General features: G+C 45.3%; 14 protein-coding genes. 10 read left to right on the plus strand and 4 right to left on the minus strand.

What is annotated here, in order from left to right:
• The first annotated feature begins 245 nt into the window (after positions 1-245).
• The 3 genes from PHI74_06865 (at position 246) to PHI74_06875 (ending at position 3,967) form a co-directional block, all read left to right on the plus strand.
• Positions 246-2,198, plus strand: a complete 1,953-nt coding sequence (locus PHI74_06865) for a cohesin domain-containing protein (GenBank protein MDD5485729.1) — start codon at positions 246-248, stop codon at positions 2,196-2,198.
• A gap of 75 nt (positions 2,199-2,273) precedes the next feature.
• Entirely contained in the window at positions 2,274-3,758 is a 1,485-nt protein-coding gene (locus tag PHI74_06870) for a PGF-pre-PGF domain-containing protein (GenBank protein ID MDD5485730.1), read from the plus strand.
• A gap of 2 nt (positions 3,759-3,760) precedes the next feature.
• Entirely contained in the window at positions 3,761-3,967 is a 207-nt protein-coding gene (locus PHI74_06875; GenBank protein MDD5485731.1) for a hypothetical protein, read from the plus strand.
• A 184-nt stretch (positions 3,968-4,151) separates the two neighbouring features.
• Here PHI74_06875 and PHI74_06880 read toward each other — a convergent pair whose 3' ends face one another.
• Both PHI74_06880 and PHI74_06885 read right to left on the minus strand, forming a co-directional pair.
• Complete coding sequence (locus PHI74_06880; protein MDD5485732.1) at positions 4,152-4,898, minus strand: radical SAM protein; 747 nt, start codon at positions 4,896-4,898, stop codon at positions 4,152-4,154.
• A gap of 160 nt (positions 4,899-5,058) precedes the next feature.
• Positions 5,059-6,156: a radical SAM protein gene (locus PHI74_06885; protein ID MDD5485733.1), complete on the minus strand. Its 1,098-nt coding sequence runs from the start codon at positions 6,154-6,156 to the stop codon at positions 5,059-5,061.
• Positions 6,157-6,435: 279 nt separating this feature from the next.
• On the opposite strand from PHI74_06885, the gene hisI reads away from it, so the two are divergent.
• Together hisI and PHI74_06895 are read left to right on the plus strand one after the other, a co-directional pair.
• On the plus strand, positions 6,436-6,993 hold the full coding sequence (gene hisI / locus PHI74_06890) for a phosphoribosyl-AMP cyclohydrolase (GenBank protein MDD5485734.1): 558 nt from the start codon (positions 6,436-6,438) through the stop codon (positions 6,991-6,993).
• 233 nt (positions 6,994-7,226) lie between these two features.
• Positions 7,227-7,589 (plus strand): hypothetical protein, encoded by a 363-nt coding sequence (locus PHI74_06895; GenBank protein MDD5485735.1) that lies wholly within the window; start codon positions 7,227-7,229, stop codon positions 7,587-7,589.
• Between the two features lie 143 nt (positions 7,590-7,732).
• Here PHI74_06895 and tmk read toward each other — a convergent pair whose 3' ends face one another.
• The gene (gene tmk, locus PHI74_06900; protein ID MDD5485736.1) at positions 7,733-8,422 is read right to left on the minus strand and encodes a dTMP kinase; all 690 of its coding nucleotides are present in this window, start codon (positions 8,420-8,422) and stop codon (positions 7,733-7,735) included.
• 65 nt (positions 8,423-8,487) lie between these two features.
• Between tmk and PHI74_06905 the strand changes: the two genes are divergently transcribed.
• From PHI74_06905 to PHI74_06920, 4 genes are all read left to right on the plus strand, one after another.
• Complete coding sequence (locus PHI74_06905) at positions 8,488-9,846, plus strand: TrpB-like pyridoxal phosphate-dependent enzyme (GenBank protein MDD5485737.1); 1,359 nt, start codon at positions 8,488-8,490, stop codon at positions 9,844-9,846.
• Between the two features lie 259 nt (positions 9,847-10,105).
• Entirely contained in the window at positions 10,106-10,672 is a 567-nt protein-coding gene (locus PHI74_06910) for a hypothetical protein (protein MDD5485738.1), read from the plus strand.
• 389 nt (positions 10,673-11,061) lie between these two features.
• Positions 11,062-11,190 carry a hypothetical protein gene (locus PHI74_06915; GenBank protein MDD5485739.1) on the plus strand — a complete coding sequence of 43 codons (129 nt, stop codon included), beginning with the start codon at positions 11,062-11,064 and terminating at the stop codon, positions 11,188-11,190.
• 93 nt (positions 11,191-11,283) lie between these two features.
• On the plus strand, positions 11,284-15,390 hold the full coding sequence (locus PHI74_06920; protein MDD5485740.1) for a PKD domain-containing protein: 4,107 nt from the start codon (positions 11,284-11,286) through the stop codon (positions 15,388-15,390).
• A gap of 585 nt (positions 15,391-15,975) precedes the next feature.
• On the opposite strand, the gene truA is transcribed toward PHI74_06920, so the two are convergent.
• Positions 15,976-16,800, minus strand: a complete 825-nt coding sequence (gene truA / locus PHI74_06925; GenBank protein ID MDD5485741.1) for a tRNA pseudouridine(38-40) synthase TruA — start codon at positions 16,798-16,800, stop codon at positions 15,976-15,978.
• Positions 16,801-16,868: 68 nt separating this feature from the next.
• On the opposite strand from truA, the gene PHI74_06930 reads away from it, so the two are divergent.
• Entirely contained in the window at positions 16,869-18,035 is a 1,167-nt protein-coding gene (locus PHI74_06930) for an argininosuccinate synthase (protein ID MDD5485742.1), read from the plus strand.
• The last annotated feature ends 20 nt before the right edge of the window (positions 18,036-18,055 follow it).

An 18,055-nucleotide genomic window follows, 5' to 3' on the forward strand; every position in this document is an offset into this window, starting at 1 on the left:
ACGTGGTTGACATGGGCGATGCGCTGTACATAGCCAGATACACGGTGGGACTGGAGGTCGCACCTGATGAATTCGTGGCCGGCATCGTGCCTGCAGGCAGCTGGGACGGCGTCGACATGGCAGATGCACTCTACATAGCGAGGTACACGGTAGGAGCGGAAGTGGCGCCATAACGTAGCCGGCACCGGCCCAAACCAGAACAAGGTGATATTCTCAGGGGAATGTCGCTAGATGGGGAAAAAGATATGCAAATAACAGGAAGATATACAAATAACAGGAAAAAAGACATGCAAACGACAAGAAAAGCCTACGGACTAATGCTCCTGATCTTAATGCTCATGGGCTCACTGACAATTACAGCTGCTCAGGCAACAACAGTTTCCATACCTGAGATAACGACATCAGCGGGCTCTTACGTTACTCTCCCTGTTACCCTCAACGATGTGCAATCCTACGGCACCGGCACCATAAACATCACCTATGACCCCTCAGTGGTTCATGTTACGGGCGTTGCGAATGGACCGGCATCTACGGTGATCTCTTCGAACATCGACAATACCCTAGGCATCGCCAGAATATCTGCCTGGAACATAGCAGGGGTGAGCGGTGACATCATTTTTGCAAACGTCACCTTCAACGCAGTTGGCACTGCTGGCAGCTCAACTCCCCTAAACCTTCATATCACCACGTTAAAAAATACCGGCTATAATAGCATCCCGGCAACGGTGATCAACGGCTCATTTACCCTAGAATCCGCTGGGATTCCCTGGGACGCCTATCTCGTCCCTTCGGATAGCACGGGTGACTACGGTGAGGACACCCCGGTAGAGCTCTGGGTGGACTATGATGACACAGGCTTGACATACGGTGCCCTTGCCTACCAGTTTGACCTTCACTTCGATCCGAACTGCGTGAACGTCACTTCAGCAGACTTCAGCACGAGCCCCTTCGGCTCGCATGTGTTCAACCCCTACGCTCCTGGCGTGGTTCGCGTCCTGGAGAACAATTACCTGACCATGGCCCCGATCTCCTCGGGCACCTACAAGCTGGCAACCTTAACGCTGCACGGTGAATGTTTGGCAGACAGCACCTCGGACCTCTTGTTCGATCCAACCTGGTGCACCGTATCTGACACCGATGGCAATCCCATAGAGAACAGATACACGAACGGCACCTATACCTGCACGGGACCCGAACCAGAAGCCGAACCAGAAGTAGTGATAAATGAATTCAATTCTTACAACACTTCAGGTGATTGGATTGAGCTATACAATAAAGGCACGAGTGAAATCCTCTTGGATGGCTGGTCAATCAATGACAGCGATAGTGAGATGCACTCGTTTGGTGCGAGTGACAGTATTCCTATAGATAGCTATCTGGTCGTTGAAGTTGGTAGCAGGCTCAATCGAGATGGCGATACCATTACACTATTAAATGGTGGTGAAATTATTGATGAGGTTACGTACGGCTCGGGAGCATATGAAGCACCTGCACCCGGTGGAGGTAATTCAACGGGAAGGTATCCAGATGGCGTTGACACGGATAACGATGCCGCGGACTTCATCGAGTTCGGTGCACCAACGCCTGGAGAGCAGAACGTAATTTCAATTTCTGAAGTCACCATCAGCATCGGCACTGTCATAGGGAATGGAAATGCCCAGATTTGCATCGATAACGCATCGAACATCGGTTCCGTGGACATAACCATCACCTACGATCCTTCTGTATGCGTGATTACCGAAGTAACGGATGGTGATTTTGACTTTACCATTCCAAACCTGGAGCAGAATGAAGTGGGCCTGGTACGTATCGGTGCACTTCAGATGGAGAATCCCGGGCTGGAGGGCAGTATTGTCCTTGCCCACCTCGCCTTCCTGAGCACCAGTGCCAGTGGCACATCTGCGCTCAATCTGACCGTTAACGAGCTTACCGATGCCACACCGGAGTGCAACGATATACCATATATCGTGGTAAACGGAACATATCTCGTGTTCTTGAACGGCGATGTCAATGGCGATGGTGAGGTAACGCTCTACGATGCAATGTATCTCTCAAAGCACGTGATTGGTCTCCAGGGATTCGAAAACATCGTTGAAGTAGCTGCAGACGTCAATGGCGATGGTGAAATAACGCTTTCTGATGCCATGTATCTCGCAAAGCATGTGCTCGGCATATCAGGATTCGAAGAGCTCAAGTGATAAAATAAAATAAATCGCACCGACGGCTAAATAGCAAACGGTCATTCATTTATTTTTACCAATAGGGAAGATAAAATGCAGTGTAAAATCAAAACAATTGCAAGGATAACCACGCTTATTTTTATTATTGCATCTGCACTGGCCATGCCCGCAATGGCAACCAGGGTTATAATTAATGATGCTTGTGCGTACCACGACAATAGCACATTCACCTATATCATGCTTGAAAATACCACAAATGTCGGGGTAATCGATTTAAATCTCAGTTACGATCCGTCAACGGTCATCGTAACCGACGTAAACGATAGTGATTTCGACATGGTTATGCTGAATAGCGACAACAACGCCTCGGGCTTCGTCAGGATAGGGGCATTCCAAATGGAGAATCCGGGATTAAATGGTTCTGTAATTGTGGCAAACCTCACACTCAAGGCAGTGGGTGATTCGGGCAACACCAGTCCTCTGAACATCTCTATTAATGAACTCAAAGAACCTCAAGGTAAAAATATCCCTTACGCCATAACCCATGGAACGTTCAATGTTACTCTGCCTGTTGAACCAGCTCCAACCCCGACGCCAACACCTACCCCAACACCAGAACCAGAACCAACAGCAACACCTACACCCACCCCTGCTCCAACATCAAAACCTGGTGGAGGCGGCGGTTTGTCCCCCAAACCAACACCTACTGCAACACCTACCGCAACACCTACCGCAACACCTACTGCAACACCTACTGCAACACCTACCGCAACACCTACCGCAACACCTACCGTAGAACCTACCGCAACACCAGCACCTGTGGCAACGCTGGAACCTGTAACAATACTAGGACCTTTAACAATACCGCCACCTGTGCCAGAAGCAATACTTGAAGGAACACATAAAGAAATCGCAGCTATGCAGGCTGGTGCACAGGTAACGCTAGGAATTGAACAAACGGATATATCCGAGATTACTATTAAAGTCAAGAACGAGGTGAGCGATACCGAACTTAGTGTTCAGGAATTTATCGAGAAGCCAGTGGAATTACCCAATACGCCAAGAGGGGTATCATACAGTTACCTATACGTTGATCATGGGAATATCACGGAGGAGGATATTGATGTTGTGAAAATCCAGTTCAAAGTGGAGAAGTCATGGATAGACGAAAATAACATCGATGAGTTAACGGTTAAACTGAACAGATACTATGATGGGGTGTGGCACCCATTACCGACTGAGAGACTCAGCGAAAGTGACTTACATATCTACTACCAAGCAGAATCACTTGGACTTTCAGTTTTTGGAATAACCGGTGAGAAAAAGGGAACAGTTCCAACCCCAGCTCCAGCGCCTACACTAACACCTACGCTAATACTTACTCCGGCCCCAACAGCACCATCTACACCTGCACCTGCGCCAACGCCGGCGCCCATACCTCAACCTGCTCCTGCTACTGTAAGGCCTGTGCTAACCCCAGCACTCACAACACCGACACCACGTATACCGGGCTTTGAGGCAGCCTTCGCAATCGTTGCGCTCCTGGTGGTCACATATTTGATTAAACGAGAGGACTAAAAATGAAATGGCAAGCACTTTTTGGGATTTCACTGTTTTGCTGTTCTGTTGATATGATATTGGTCACTTGTCCTGTTCAAGCAGCCAGAGAGGTTCATGTGATAAAGTATGCAGCGGATGGAAAGATATTGAAGGAGACAACGGTGAGTTATCAGTGGATGGAGGCAAATTTACTGATACATCCAGCCAATTACCATCACGACATCTAACCCATGCTATCACAAACACCTAAATCTGCATCGCAAATACACGAATAGACCCTAAATAATGTAATTGATGTACGTTGAATCTGATTGATTGGGGGGTCATAGGGATGGACCCTAAGGGTAATATTCTTGATAGCTCACTCTGTGCAGTCTACGATAGTGCATCTCTGCTTGAGATGCAAGCGCATCAAAATAGCAATTGACAAGGTATGCCCTCCTTTTTAAAAGCCTCAGATAGCTCAGCTTTCTTCTGGGTAAAGAAGGTGTGATGCATCGCATATTCTAACTCGTTGCTCTTGTATATCCGATCTGCATAATGGTAGTTCATTTTGTCGATCAGCACATAATCCACTTTTTCACTTAATTGCTCCACGAGTACCTCCGCCTTTGGAAGTATGGGCGCTATCATCGCGAAAACTCTGATACCCGCAGAATGTAGTTTCTCCAATGTTTCAATTCTTTGTTTAATCGGGGGTGCCTTCGGTTCAAAAATTTTTCTAATATTCTCGTCAGCAGTGGTGATTGTTAGTCCCACTTCGATCTCATCGAATTCCCTCAGCAATTCCGAATCACGCAATACAAGAGGGGATTTCGTCTGGATGGTGACAGGCCAACCTCTCTTTAATAAAATTTCGAGACATCTTTTCGTAAGTTCATATTTTCTCTCAAGTGGTTGGTAAGGATCGCAAACCCCACTTATCCAAACCTTTCCAACCCGTTTCTTTTTTACCTCACGCTGCAGCAAACCCGTTGCATTAATTTTTACATCAACAAACCCGCCCCAATCTTCTTCATTGTGACTTGTGAACTTTTTCATAAATCGCGCATAACAGTAAGTGCAGCCATGCTCACAGCCAATGTAAGGATTAATAGCATAATCCAGAACTTTTGATTTCGATAAGATGGTTTTTGCATAAACCTCTTTTACGATCATAATGCCCTCGATGTCCTTGGAATCTCCCCCTTTTCTCGTCCCACCTCCGTGATTGCTTACAAGGTTTTGGCAGTATGTGAAGTTGGCTAACGGGGTGATGTAACGAAGTTGATTAAGCCGTATGTCCGTCTTTAGGTGATATGGTATATTATTTATTTATTTATCCTTCCTTTCTGAACCAGCAGCTGGGATCCGTTGACAGCATATCTCCAGTTTCTTCATAAGATCTTCCACGGCAACCACTGCATTTATCCCTGTAGATGCATTGGCTGCACTCCCCCTCCAATAAGTTTCGATTTCTGAGCTTTAATAGAACCGGGGAATTGTTCCATATCTGTGTGATACTTTCCTCTCTGATGTTCCCAAGCTTTGTCTGAAGAAGCATGCAGGGTATCACGTCCCCATTGGGAAGGATTGTAAGATAACCATGGGGCATTCCTGCTGCGCATCCTCTCCCGTAATATGGGATTCTTTTCAGCAAATCCACTGGGAAATATTTGGGCCGTATGTCTTTCTCCTGCAGCAGTATGGTATACATGGGACAGCCTGGCACCCTTATTATTAGGAGGCAATCTTTTTGCGCTTTTGCCAGCCATTCCATGACTTCTTTTCTTTCGTCTGGTGCTAATACCTCTTCAGGAATCTCCTTTTTGACCCTTGGAACCTGGACCAAGTCAAAGAATTCTGCGGCTGTCGCCCCGGAATCCACAGCCAATTTTAACATATCCGGGATTTCATCCAACGTGCCTCTTCTGATGGTCATGCCAAATTGAAAAGGCAAACCCACTGCTTTACATGCCTTAGCGCCTTCCAGCGCTTTATTGAAAGAGCCCCCATCCCCACGGAACCAATCATGCGTCTGAGTTTTAGCACCGTCAATAGATATCTGCACAGCCATGATGCCTGAAGATTTCAATCGTTCAGCCACCTCTAAGTTGATCAGTGTGCCATTACTGCCGATGACAACTCTTAAACCCTTTAGGGACGCATATCTACCAATATCCCAAAAATCATTCCTACAGAGGGGTTCACCGCCATCGAAGATCAAGAGCTTTATTCCCCAATTTACAATGTCATCTAAAAGTCTTTTTGCATCTGCTGTTGAAAGCTCATCAGGCGCTGAATCTTCGGTAGCATCACTGTAACAATGCTTGCACTTGAGATTACATTTTCTTGTGATAGAGTATGAAATCAGATATGGCGGTGGTGTGATAGTTTCGTGAATTTCGCTATCTATCTCTATCTTACTCTCTTTCATAATGTTTCCTTCTTTATGGTTTATGGCATATTAAATAAGGCATGTCATGTGGTGTGCTTACACTTCCTTTTTAACATTTCGCCTAACGTTTTGAGTACGTTTGGAGTCTCCCTTTGGCGAAGGGCATGCATACGGTTTTTTCATTTTACTGTTGATACTATTTGATAAAAAAAATTTGGTATGGGGGTCTATGGAAGTCCTTTGCAAAAAAGCGTGGGATCCCTTAATATGTTGCACATGGTTAGCTTTATAAGCCAAGCCATAAAAAGTCTTTTGAACATGTTTCAAAGATTGAATAATAGTCAAATCGAGATCATAAAGTTCCTGCGTGAAAATGAAAAGCGCTCTATAAGGGCTATGTCCAAGGCGCTGGGTCAGACATATACAACTACCCGGAGGAACATGATCCAACTTAATGCCCTTGACATTACAGAGCTTGAGACCGTTGGAAAAAGTAAAATCTGTACATTGAACAAAAAGGCAATTTCTTATCCAATCGATGTCGCTGAAGCTTTGGCTTCTAAGCTAGATTATAAAGTGCAGCCTGGACTGGTTGTCGCAGTTGCCAGGGATTGGCTGTTCGGGGATATTTTAATGGTCGCTTTCATGAACGAAGAGGCAGTAATAAAGACATTGGCTGAGGGGAAGGTGCACTACTGGTCCCGGTCTAGGGAGAAGTTGTGGATGAAGGGCGAAACCAGTGGAAACATCCAAATCCTGAAAGATATTTATGTGGACTGCGATGGTGATGCCCTGCTCCTGGGTGTAGAGCAAGAAGGAGTAGCATGTCATACTGGCAATAGGAGCTGTTTTTACAGGATTCTGGATGAGCTATAAACTACTTAAATTGGCACTGACCAGATTAGATTGGAACCAGTGAACTTGATCATAATGGAAAAAGTTTTATGTGTGGGGGGTTTTGCATCTCTCTTTGCTCTTCTTTAAAGCTTCTTTAGACTAATTCTTGTGATATGATGGAATAGATATCATTATAAAAAAATTATAAAAAAATCAGAATCTAACATAAACTACAAAGCTTTTAATTAGGTAGTCCATATCTGTATGGAGGAATGAAGTTGAAAGATGTAACCAAGATATTTGAAAAATCTGGTTCCAGACTTATCAGTGCAGTCTTGGGAAGGGGTGGAGTTGTCTTGGGAACGAAAGTGGAAAACTTTTCCGGCATTCTGGCTGAGGACAAAGTATATGCAGAGAGTCTGGCGAAAAAAGTTGAGAGTCAAACAGGTGTAAAGGGTTACATATCCACAGATGAGCTCCCATCTTATGGAATATCAAGAGCTGAGAAGGAATCAGTGGAAGCAGAATTTGGTGTCAAGGAAAACGATGTCGTCATACTGGTAGTGGATGATAAGGAAAAGGCAAAGAAGGCATTGGATCTCATAGAAAAAGAGATAGCTGCAAAAGTCGGTTGAATTTCTTCTCCCTGAACATTATCCCAAAAATTTCTCCATGAGCCTGCGCTTGGCATCTCGGATTCAATAATAAATACTTTCCATGATTTGCTTTGACCTAGGGGATTCCTTTTTGCGGCGCAAAAATCCTCAGTAGACTTTTTCTATTTAGGGGATCTTCCCATTGCCCCCTCCAAGTAACTAGTAATTTTGATCATGACTTCTCTCTCCATTTCACTCAACTCTTTTTCTGCGTCGATTTTTATGAAGCGTTTGGGATCCTCCTCAGCCAATTTGAGATAGTTGTGTTGCACTTTCTTCAAGAACTCGATTTTCTCGAATTTTGCCTTTTTGCGATTGCAGCGAGCCAGTGCTATGGCAGGATCAGCTAAGAGCAAGAACGTTAGATCCGGTTTTAGGGTCCATCCATCATGAATCTGTTTGATCCATCTAATCGGATCATCAAAGCGATCTGCGAGCAATGCGCCCTGATATGCATATTGGCTGTCTGAGTAACGATCGGAAATGATGATCTTCCCCAGGCTCAATTCTTTTTTAATCATGGCAACGTGCTCTGCGTGGTCTGCGACAAAAAGAAATAGCTCCACTAAGGAATCAGTATCAGAATCTATCGATTTGCGGACCATTTCCCCCACCCATGTTGTGGTCGGCTCTTTCGTGAAAATGATGTCATGATCTTTTCTTAGGAGTCCTGCAACACGCTTGGATAGGGTGCTTTTACCAGAACCGTCGATACCCTCAAAAGTTATCAATCGACCTTTCATCATCTCACAACTCTGCTTGGGAGCAAAAAGCATTTCGGTCTTTAAAGCGCTCCATATGTTTATTTTCATGCATTATAGTACAATGTTAAAAACCTTTAAATAGAAATCAAACTGAGAACGGAGAGGTGAATTTGATGGAAGCTACAAAGATCCTGTTGGATGAAAACGAGATACCAAGGAAATGGTACAATATCCAAGCAGACCTCCCAACGCCGTTGGATCCTGTGTTGAATCCCGGAACAGGCGAACCGATTGGTCCAGAGGATTTGGCACCAATTTTCCCCATGGAGTTGATCAAGCAAGAGGTCAGCACAGCGAGATGGATTCCCATTCCTGAGGAGGTCAGGGAGATCTATCGCTTATGGAGACCTACGCCGTTATATCGGGCCGTGCGCTTAGAGAAAGCCCTGAAAACGCCAGCCAAGATATATTATAAATGGGAGGGGGTCAGCCCCCCTGGAAGCCATAAGCCGAATACTGCTGTCGCTCAAGCCTATTATAATATGAAGGAAGGCGTCGAGAGAATTGCAACCGAGACCGGGGCGGGTCAATGGGGCTCTGCATTGGCTTTTGGGACCTGTCTCTTTGGCCTGGATTGCACGGTCTACATGGTAAAGGCAAGCTATGAACAAAAGCCCTATCGCCGAATACTGATGGAAACATGGGGTGCCGAGGTTTTTTCAAGTCCGACCCAGAGGACGAATTCGGGAAGGGAAATACTGAAAAAAGATCCGAATACGACTGGCAGCCTGGGCATAGCCATAAGCGAGGCCGTAGAGGATGCCGCAACCCATGATAACACCAAATATGCGCTGGGAAGCGTGCTTAACCATGTTATGTTGCACCAAACCGTCGTAGGTCTGGAGACGAAAAAGCAGTTTGAAATAGCAGAGGATTATCCAGATGTCATGTTCGGATGCGTCGGTGGCGGAAGCAATTTTTCTGGAGCCTGCTTCCCCTTTGTCGGTGACAAGCTAGCGGGCAAGAAACCTGGGTTGGAGGTGGTGGCCTGTGAGCCTACTGCATGTCCCACATTAACGAGAGGACCTTATGCCTATGATTTCGGGGATACAGCGAAGCTCACGCCGCTTTTAAAGATGTATACCCTGGGACACGATTTTGTTCCAGCGCCGATACATGCCGGCGGCTTAAGGTATCACGGAGATGCCCCTCTTTTATGTAAACTCGTCAAGGAGAATGTCATGGGTGCTGTTGCCTATAACCAAAATGAGGTGTTCGAGGCTGCATTAACGTTTGCAAGGAACGAGGGTTTCGTAGTGGCACCTGAGACCGCCCATTGCGTAAAAGCCACCATAGACGAAGCGTTGAGGTGTAAGAAAACCGGGGAGGAGAAGACGATTTTCTTCGCCAATTCCGGGCACGGGCACTTCGATTTGGCAGCCTATGACGCTTACCTTGCCGGCAAGTTAGTGGACTATGCTTACCCTGACGAAAAGATAAAGGAGTCTTTGGCTAATCTGCCGAAGGTGTGAGAGGTTACCTTTCAAGGGGATTGTATGTATAATTAGAAGTAGGTAGCCTTGGCTATGGGCTTGTTTGGAATTTTTTATGGAGTTTCAAGGTCTTTCCAAGAATAGGGAGTCGAAAATAGTTAGAGATCATAGGGGCGTTAAGATAGTGGTCTAACAATTAAGACCTCTCACCTACCACATTTTTAACAGAAATCTCAAGAGAAGCAACATATTTAAAAGGGTTGGGACGATGGGGATTATTGGGGAGAGGTCAATTAAAATGAAAAAGGCAGTGACCATTGTGCTTTTTTTGGCGTTGGTTACCTGTGCTTTTTCAGGGTGCGTTGAAAATGAGTTTACACCGACTTCGACACCCACTCCAAGGGCTGAAGTTGGCCCTATACCAACATCAGCTCCTACTACAGTAACGGTGGTGGGTGCAGGCTTGGTTGAAAAGCTAACCTTAGAGCAACTCACTGCTAAAGCGGATTTTATTTTAGTGGGAACAGTCACCAATATTGTCACCCAACGGGATACTGAGGACAAGAGCATTCATATCCTAGTGAGCATTTCTATTGAACAGAGCATCAAGGGAAATTTGGGACAAAGGATTACTATTACCGTTCCAGGAGGAGAATTAGAGGGAGCTAAAGAATTGGTGGAAGATACTCCAAGCTTCCGAGTATCAGAAAGGGTGTTAGTTTTCCTTCATCAAGAAGATGTTGATACCTTTTCTGTTGTTGGTGGCTTCCAAGGAAAGTTCAGCATTTATGGTGGTAACATGGTCAGTGGCAATACGTCGCAGACTGAATTTATTGATCAGATTAAGAATATAATGGCAAAGTAGCTAGGAGAGGCGTTGGAAATTAGGTCCATTGCGCATTTGGGCATAGGTGGTAATAGGTTTACTGTTAACAGTGGTAGGAAGCGCTTCGACACTGGTAGAGCAGTTAAGCCTTGATGAGCTAACAGTTAAGGAAGGCTGACCCCCTCTTAGTCGGCGAGGTCACTGATATTACCTGCTACCAAGAGGTCGAAGGCAATATCTATGCTCTGGTTACCCTCTCTGTGGAACAAACTATTGAAGGGAAAACTCCTGGAAGCGCGGAGTTTGTGGTGGAGACGGATATTCGATAGAACCTACTGTTTGTTCAATATGTGGTGGTACCGGCAAGATAGATCGTGTCACATGCGGAGGAGTCGGCATAGTTATATAGAAACAGGTCCATGTTCAATATGTATGTAGAAACAGGTCCATGTTCAATATGCGGTGGTACTGGCACGGTGGACCTTGAGGAGCCTTCAATCCCCCAAGAATTTCAAGCAGACTACTTCACATGGGTAGCGGGCATCAATAATGTGTAGAGGGAAGAAAAAAATAGAATCATGGCTCTTTATAGTCAAAATAAAAAAGAGAATACAAAACTTAAAAAATTAAATAAAATTATGGCGATTCCGATGAAAAAATGGACAAAAATAGGGGCGATTGTTGGAGGGATTTTTGGGTTGTTGATCGCTGTGGTATTAGTAGCAGGATGCGTTGAGGAGTTACCGAATAATGAAACGGTAATGCCAAGTCCGACATTATCCCCAACGCCGAGTCCAACGCCTACACCGACATTACCCCCAACGCCTCCACCGACATTGCCCCCAACGCCGAGTCCAACGCCTACCTCTACATCGACTAGAACACAATCATCAGTGCCATCTGCGGGACTGGAGGTGATCCTATCTATCTCCAACGCACCTGCGTTGAATGAGACGGCTGAATTAAGATGTACAATAATAACATTTGTTTATGATGCATCTAATGTGACGGCTCAAATCAAATTGCCAGAAGGACTGATTTTAGTGGATGGCAACCTCAATTGGGCTGGAGACATTATTGTGCCAGAAGAGGAGAAACTTAAACATCCACGCCCGAATAGATCTGATCCAGAATATGCTCGTTTGCTTGAAGAATATGAATATCCCGAAGGTAAAGTAGAGCTCAGTGCTGTAGTAAAATCTGTTGAAATTGGAAATTGGACAATTAACGCAATCGCTTGGTATGATGTATTCAATACAGAAGGTATACAATCCGCGCGACGAGGAGGTTCGGATTATGTTTATGTCGCTGTACGGGAAAATACCGCTTGGATAAGTGAAACATTATTCACAACCGAAGGCCCAGCTCCAGCACGTCAATTGAATGTTACTCCACCATTACCATCTGTAGAACCCCCCTCAGAGAACATCATTACGCCTGAACCAGTAAAACCGCCATCTATGCCATTGTTCTCTCAAAAAATAAATTTATCCATCTCCAACGCACCCGCTTTGAATCAGACAGCAGAATTGACGTGTGAGATGCTTATCGAGTCCACAAACACCACGACTGAAATCGAATTACCAGAAGGATTCGAGTTGGTCAGCGGAAATCTCACATGGAAAGATGGAGGAGGCAGCGTTACGGTGAAAGCTGTTAAAACTGGTAATTGGACCGTCACAGCAGCCGCTGAGCATTATGTGGTTACCGAAAATGGCACACTTTGTCATGATTGGGGCAGCGTAGATCGTGTTTACATAGCTGTGCGTGAAGATACTGCTTGGATAAGCGAAACTCCGTTTATAGAGATACCTCCACTGCCACCTGGACCAGTTATTGTAGAGCCTCGGGTGAATGTTACCCCTGAATTTCCACCATTTGTAGACTTCAACGTAACTAAGAAAGTCATTACACCTGTGGCTGTTACTCCACCACCTGGATACAAAAAAGAGCTAAACAAGACAGTCAAACCACCAGTGGCACCTACAGAATCCACATTTGCTTACTCAGAAACAAAAAGACTAAAAAATGAGACAATCAACCTCAGCGCAGTAAAGACACAATCAAACGACCTTATTGACGTTCGACAAAACGCTACCACAGGTGCACGTAGTACAATTGCGATTTTCTCTGAAGATTTCGAGGGGGCGTTCCCGGGTGATAACTGGGCGGTTGGTGATTCAAATCCAGATAGTGGGACAGATTATTGGGACGATACTTCTTATAGGAGTTACGGAGGAAGCTGGAGCGGTTACTGCGCTGACATCGGCGATACTGGAGCTAATCATGAATATGATAACAACATGTACGCTTTTATGATCAGAAATTTTTCCATTGACGCAAGTGATTGGAGTTCAGCCACTCTATCGTATTATACATGGTATAAAACCGAAAATGGTTACGATTATCTTCGTGTAATTGTAACGGGAGATGGAGGCAGTAATTGGGATGAGATAGGCGATGAATTTGATGGTGACGGCGGCAGGTGGGGGTATCATAGTATAAGTGTTCCTGCAGAGTATCTAACTTCTCAATTCAACATAGGATTTCTTTTTTACTCAGACTCCAGTGTTACATACGAAGGTGCTTATGTGGATGACATTGAGTTGGAGGCTGAAGTTCCTGGAGAGCTGACAATAACGGGTCAGTGGTGGTGTTGGATTAGTGAAAACACATTTACAGGAGGTATGAGAGCGGATGTAGAAGTTCCGCTTGTTTGGGGACAAGTCTGGATATGGGATGGTAATAACAATTTCTTGGGTGGTGAGCTTACAGGAACCGATGGAAGATTCAGCATAACAGTAACAAATCCAGGTGCTACCGGTTTCTATGTTCAAACACTTCCAAGTAGTAGTGCTTGTCATGTGATAAAAGAAGATAGCAGTGAGTTTTCAAGTTATACTACGCAGTTGTGGTATCCATTGCCTTCTGACACAACGTGCGACATTGGAGATTGGATAATTTTTGATGCCCTGGACTACAGGAGTGCATGGCGAATTTATGAAACGATTGCGAACGATGCCTACGACCGAGGTGCGTGGGACTTTTTGGTAAACGAAGGTCCTGGATATACACCACCAGAAGTCACAGTTCGTTTTCCCGCAGATGACACGTATTATGATGTATGGGGGTCACACGAGATACGCATTAAGGATGAGAACCACACAAAGGCTCTTGATGCTGTTCAACATGAATATGGGCACTTTATAATGCACATGGTGTATAACCTATATTGGCCCAGTACAAATTACTCTGGCCCACGACACTTCATCAATTTTGTTTCGGAGCCAAATTTTGCATGGATAGAAGGCTGGGCTAATTTCTTTCCCATATCTGTTCAGGTTGAACCTAATTTCGAGTGGGGGGATGGAAATTATGAGAACTTAGAGACACAAACTTGGGGCAGTCCTGGTTGGGATGATGGCGATGGCGTTGAGGGCAGAGTAGCTGGAGTTCTTTATGATATATTCGATTCTGTAGATGATGGCTATGACACATTTACAGATGGATTTCTTAACATCTGGGATGTCGTATATCATCAGACCGATGATAATTTTGCCGAGTTTTATACCGCATGGAGAGATCGAGGCCATGATGTTCCAAATGCCAATGCTGCGATATTTCAGAACACAATAGATTATAATAATCCGCCTTCGTGCACAATAATTTCACCTAGCGGCGGAGGGTGGTATTCGGAAACAATAACGGTGTCTGCTTCAGCATCAGACGACACAGGCGGATATATAGATGGGACCATCTCTCAGGTAGAATTCGAGTATTATGATTGGACGTGGCATAATATTGGAGCAGATATCTCTTCTTCTGGCGGCTGGAGCATTGATTGGGATACTGGCACCCTAACAAACTCTACGGTTTGGGTCATAGCAAAAGCACGGGACAATTTGGGAGAAGAGTCTGGATGGGACTTCTGTGATTACTCTTTTGGTGTTGATAACACGGACCCAGGTGGTTGGCAAGACTTCAATCCTTCCGATTGGACGAATGACCGAACGCCGGACTGTATGGTAGAAGTAGAGGACGATGACTCAGGACTGGATGTATCAACAGCGTATTACAAATACTCAACCGATGGAGGTTCTACGTGGATCGGATGGGTTTCTACAAGCTGCACAGGAAGTGATTATACCACGGATTACGAAACAATAACCGCAACTTCTGTGCCATTCAATCAGGACTCTGAAACAAAAAACAAGATAAAGTTCAAAATAAACGATATGGCTGGTAATATGGGTTACAGTTCTGTGTACACGGTCAAGATAGAAGCGGTTGTTAATGTACCACCAAATGCATCCTTCACATACTCCCCCACTTTTCCAACTACTGCTGACACAATCCAGTTCACTGACACATCAACAGATTCTGATGGCTGGATAGGAGAATGGTTCTGGGACTTCGATGATGGTAATTATTCTACGCTGCAAAACCCAACGCATCAATATGCCGAGAGTGGTACCTACACGGTAAACCTGACGGTAGCGGATGACGATGGTGCAATAGATAGTATGTTGAAAACTATGGATGTTGAAATCTCACCATCTCAGGGCCTCTGTGGCGACGTGAACAACGATGGCGTGGTGAACGTGCTCGCTGCAACCAAGGTGAAGAACCGTGCCGGGAACCCCTCCTATCCCCTGGATAACGAATGGGCCGCAGATGTCAACAGCGACGGCATCATAAACGTGCTCGATGCGACGAAGGTGAAGAACCGTGCCGCAGATCCGAACTATCCCTGGTAAAGGATACAGATGATATATCAGGGGAATGTTGTACATAGTTGATAAAAAAAGAAAGTAACGGGGGAAAAGCCACTCTGTATCTTGAAGGGTTGAGAAGTGCGCTAAAAAGAAGCCGATATTACTGCTTGGTTTATTTTTGGAGAGGCGGGATATAATTGGAGTATTGAAACTTCCGAGCCTACACCTTCCTTGATTTATATTTTTGATATCAGTGCACCACCCATCATCCAACCTATACCTATCCATCGCTGGCATGCACAACGACACCCTCACACCGTCATATAATGTCCATGTCTCTCATAGATACCGGAGACTAAGATACCGGAGACTATCACAACATAACCTTTGACGAACCTTTTATATTAAGGGCAGGCGAAACCTACAACTACACGATCAGGACAGGCTCCTATCCGCAGATAATACATGCAACCAGTAAGGCAGTGACAGGTGGAACGATCACCTGCACACCGTTCACCGATGCAAATGGTGTCACCTATAACGACTGGATTCCTGCGATTAGGTTGTTTTGGTAAAATGCATATAAAAACATTGTAAGATTATGCAAAAACTGCTAAAAGTCAATAATCAATATCCCATCGCATCTCTCATGTCTTGGAGAACTTCCCCCATTGTTCCATGCCATAGGAAAAGATTTTGGAGTGCCGACCCAGCTCTCCTTTTTACGTACTCATCATCGATGAATGTTATATTCAGATAGTCCACCCTCTTTAGAACCAACCCAAAAGGCGGGGCAGGTGCTATGCCTTCCTCATGCTGATCTGGCCTCAGCATGTCTTTAAACCAATCGTAATCCTTGCTGCCATCCCCCACCATGCTAAGTCCTGTCACGATCTTGCGTACCATGTTCCACATAAAACCGTCAGCGGTGATGTCCAGTGTCATGAAGGACCCGTCGATGCGTATCTCAACTCGCTCTATCCTGCGTTTCGTATCCCTTTCATCCTCTTTCGCGTTCGTGGCAAAATTCGCAAAGTCATGCACGCCTATCAATAGTTTGGATGTATCCCTCATTCTCGAAATATCGAGACCTTTGCCGTAAAGCACGTACCTGTACTCTCGACTGATTGCATCTCTTCTGGGATCAAACGTCTTTGGCACTTCTGCCCTGCTCCATGCCCATATGTCAGCTGGCAGCTCATTGGTTATCGCTCTGGGAATTGCCCTATCGGGTGCATTGGTATTGAATGCGACCACCTGCTCCAGTGCATGAACTCCCTTGTCGGTTCTTCCCGCGTAAGAATAGTTTGAATCCTGTGGATCGTCCAGTATCCTCATCGTCTTCAGTGCTTTGAATAATTTTTCCTCGATGGTAGGCACCTCTGGCTGTATCTGAAACCCATGATAGTTGTTTCCTAAATAGGCTAATTTGAGTGCTATTCGCGATGTCATTTGATTCCCACATACTATGCTATGTGTTGTGCCAACATTAAAATATTGAGTGGTTTAATTGATTGTCAATGCCCAAAAAAGTTGTTTTATCTTACTCCGGGGGATTGGATACCTCGATATGCATCCCATTGTTGAAAGAGCGCTATGGATACGACCAGGTAATCACGGTCATCGTAGATGTGGGACAACCACGTTCTGAAATCAAGGAAGCCGAGGAAAAGGCCACGAAACTGAGTGACAAGCACTACACCTTGGATGCGAAGGAGGAATTCGTTCAAGACTACATATTCCCCTTGATCAAAGCCAACGGTGATTATGAGGGATATGTGCTTGGAACTGCCCTGACTCGTCCCTTGATTGCAAAAAAAGTCGTGGATATCGCACACAAGGAGGGGGCAGATGCATTAGCTCATGGCTGCACAGGCAAAGGCAACGATCAGCTTCGCTTTGATGTGGTTTTTAGAGCCACAGACCTGGAATTGGTTGCTCCACTGAGGGACCTGGATCAAACACGAGAGTGGGAGATCGAGTATGCCAGAGAGCATAACATACCTATTCCTGCTACCAAGGCAAAGCCTTGGAGTATTGACGACAACATTTGGAGCAGGAGCATTGAGGGAGGGATGCTTGACGACCCATCTTATGCACAACCGGAGGATATCTTTCAATGGACTACGTCTCCGGAAAAGGCGCCCGATAAAGCAGATGTAATTGAAATCGGATTTGAAAGGGGCATACCGATCTCTCTCAATGGTAAAGAATTGGAGGGCATTGCTCTGATACAAAAACTCAATGAGGTCGGTGGCAGGCATGGTGTCGGTAGGTCGGATATAATGGAGGACCGGGTTTTGGGTCTGAAGATGAGGGAGAGCTATGAGCATCCTGCTGCCACCATTTTGCTTAAAGCACATAGAGACCTAGAGCAGCTTGTTTTGACCCGCTCTGAGTTAAAATTCAAGGCGATTGTGGATGCTGTGTGGGGGGAACAAGCCTATAAGGGATTAGTGGATGATCCTTTGATGGCAGACCTAAATGCGTTTATAGAGAAAACTCAGGAAAGGGTAACGGGCTTTGTCAAGGTGCGTTTATTCAAGGGAAATGCAAGTGTAATCGCACGCAGGTCTCCCAACGCATTAATTTTTGAGGGCCCATTAGATCGGAAAAGTGCAGAGGGCTATTCAAAATTTTACGGCTTCCAAGCCAGGACTTTCAAGAAGATCATGAAACGACTTTGAAACTATGCTTCAACAAGACA

Source organism: Methanocellales archaeon (genome assembly GCA_028715985.1).
Classification (GTDB): domain Archaea; phylum Halobacteriota; class UBA148; order UBA148; family UBA148; genus UBA148.

Bases quoted from the DNA above. Each gene is read 5' to 3' on its own strand.
- tmk (MDD5485736.1), bottom strand. From the start codon at position 8,422: ATGAAAATAAACATATGGAGCGCTTTAAAGACCGAAATGCTTTTTGCT.
- PHI74_06910 (MDD5485738.1), top strand. From the start codon at position 10,106: ATGAAAAAGGCAGTGACCATTGTGCTTTTTTTGGCGTTGGTTACCTGT.
- truA (MDD5485741.1), bottom strand. From the start codon at position 16,800: ATGACATCGCGAATAGCACTCAAATTAGCCTATTTAGGAAACAACTAT.
- PHI74_06895 (MDD5485735.1), top strand. From the start codon at position 7,227: ATGAAGTTGAAAGATGTAACCAAGATATTTGAAAAATCTGGTTCCAGA.
- hisI (MDD5485734.1), top strand. From the start codon at position 6,436: ATGTTTCAAAGATTGAATAATAGTCAAATCGAGATCATAAAGTTCCTG.
- PHI74_06875 (MDD5485731.1), top strand. From the start codon at position 3,761: ATGAAATGGCAAGCACTTTTTGGGATTTCACTGTTTTGCTGTTCTGTT.
- PHI74_06865 (MDD5485729.1), top strand. From the start codon at position 246: ATGCAAATAACAGGAAGATATACAAATAACAGGAAAAAAGACATGCAA.
- PHI74_06930 (MDD5485742.1), top strand. From the start codon at position 16,869: ATGCCCAAAAAAGTTGTTTTATCTTACTCCGGGGGATTGGATACCTCG.
- PHI74_06905 (MDD5485737.1), top strand. From the start codon at position 8,488: ATGGAAGCTACAAAGATCCTGTTGGATGAAAACGAGATACCAAGGAAA.
- PHI74_06920 (MDD5485740.1), top strand. From the start codon at position 11,284: ATGAAAAAATGGACAAAAATAGGGGCGATTGTTGGAGGGATTTTTGGG.
- PHI74_06880 (MDD5485732.1), bottom strand. From the start codon at position 4,898: ATGATCGTAAAAGAGGTTTATGCAAAAACCATCTTATCGAAATCAAAA.
- PHI74_06870 (MDD5485730.1), top strand. From the start codon at position 2,274: ATGCAGTGTAAAATCAAAACAATTGCAAGGATAACCACGCTTATTTTT.
- PHI74_06915 (MDD5485739.1), top strand. From the start codon at position 11,062: ATGTATGTAGAAACAGGTCCATGTTCAATATGCGGTGGTACTGGCACG.
- PHI74_06885 (MDD5485733.1), bottom strand. From the start codon at position 6,156: ATGAAAGAGAGTAAGATAGAGATAGATAGCGAAATTCACGAAACTATC.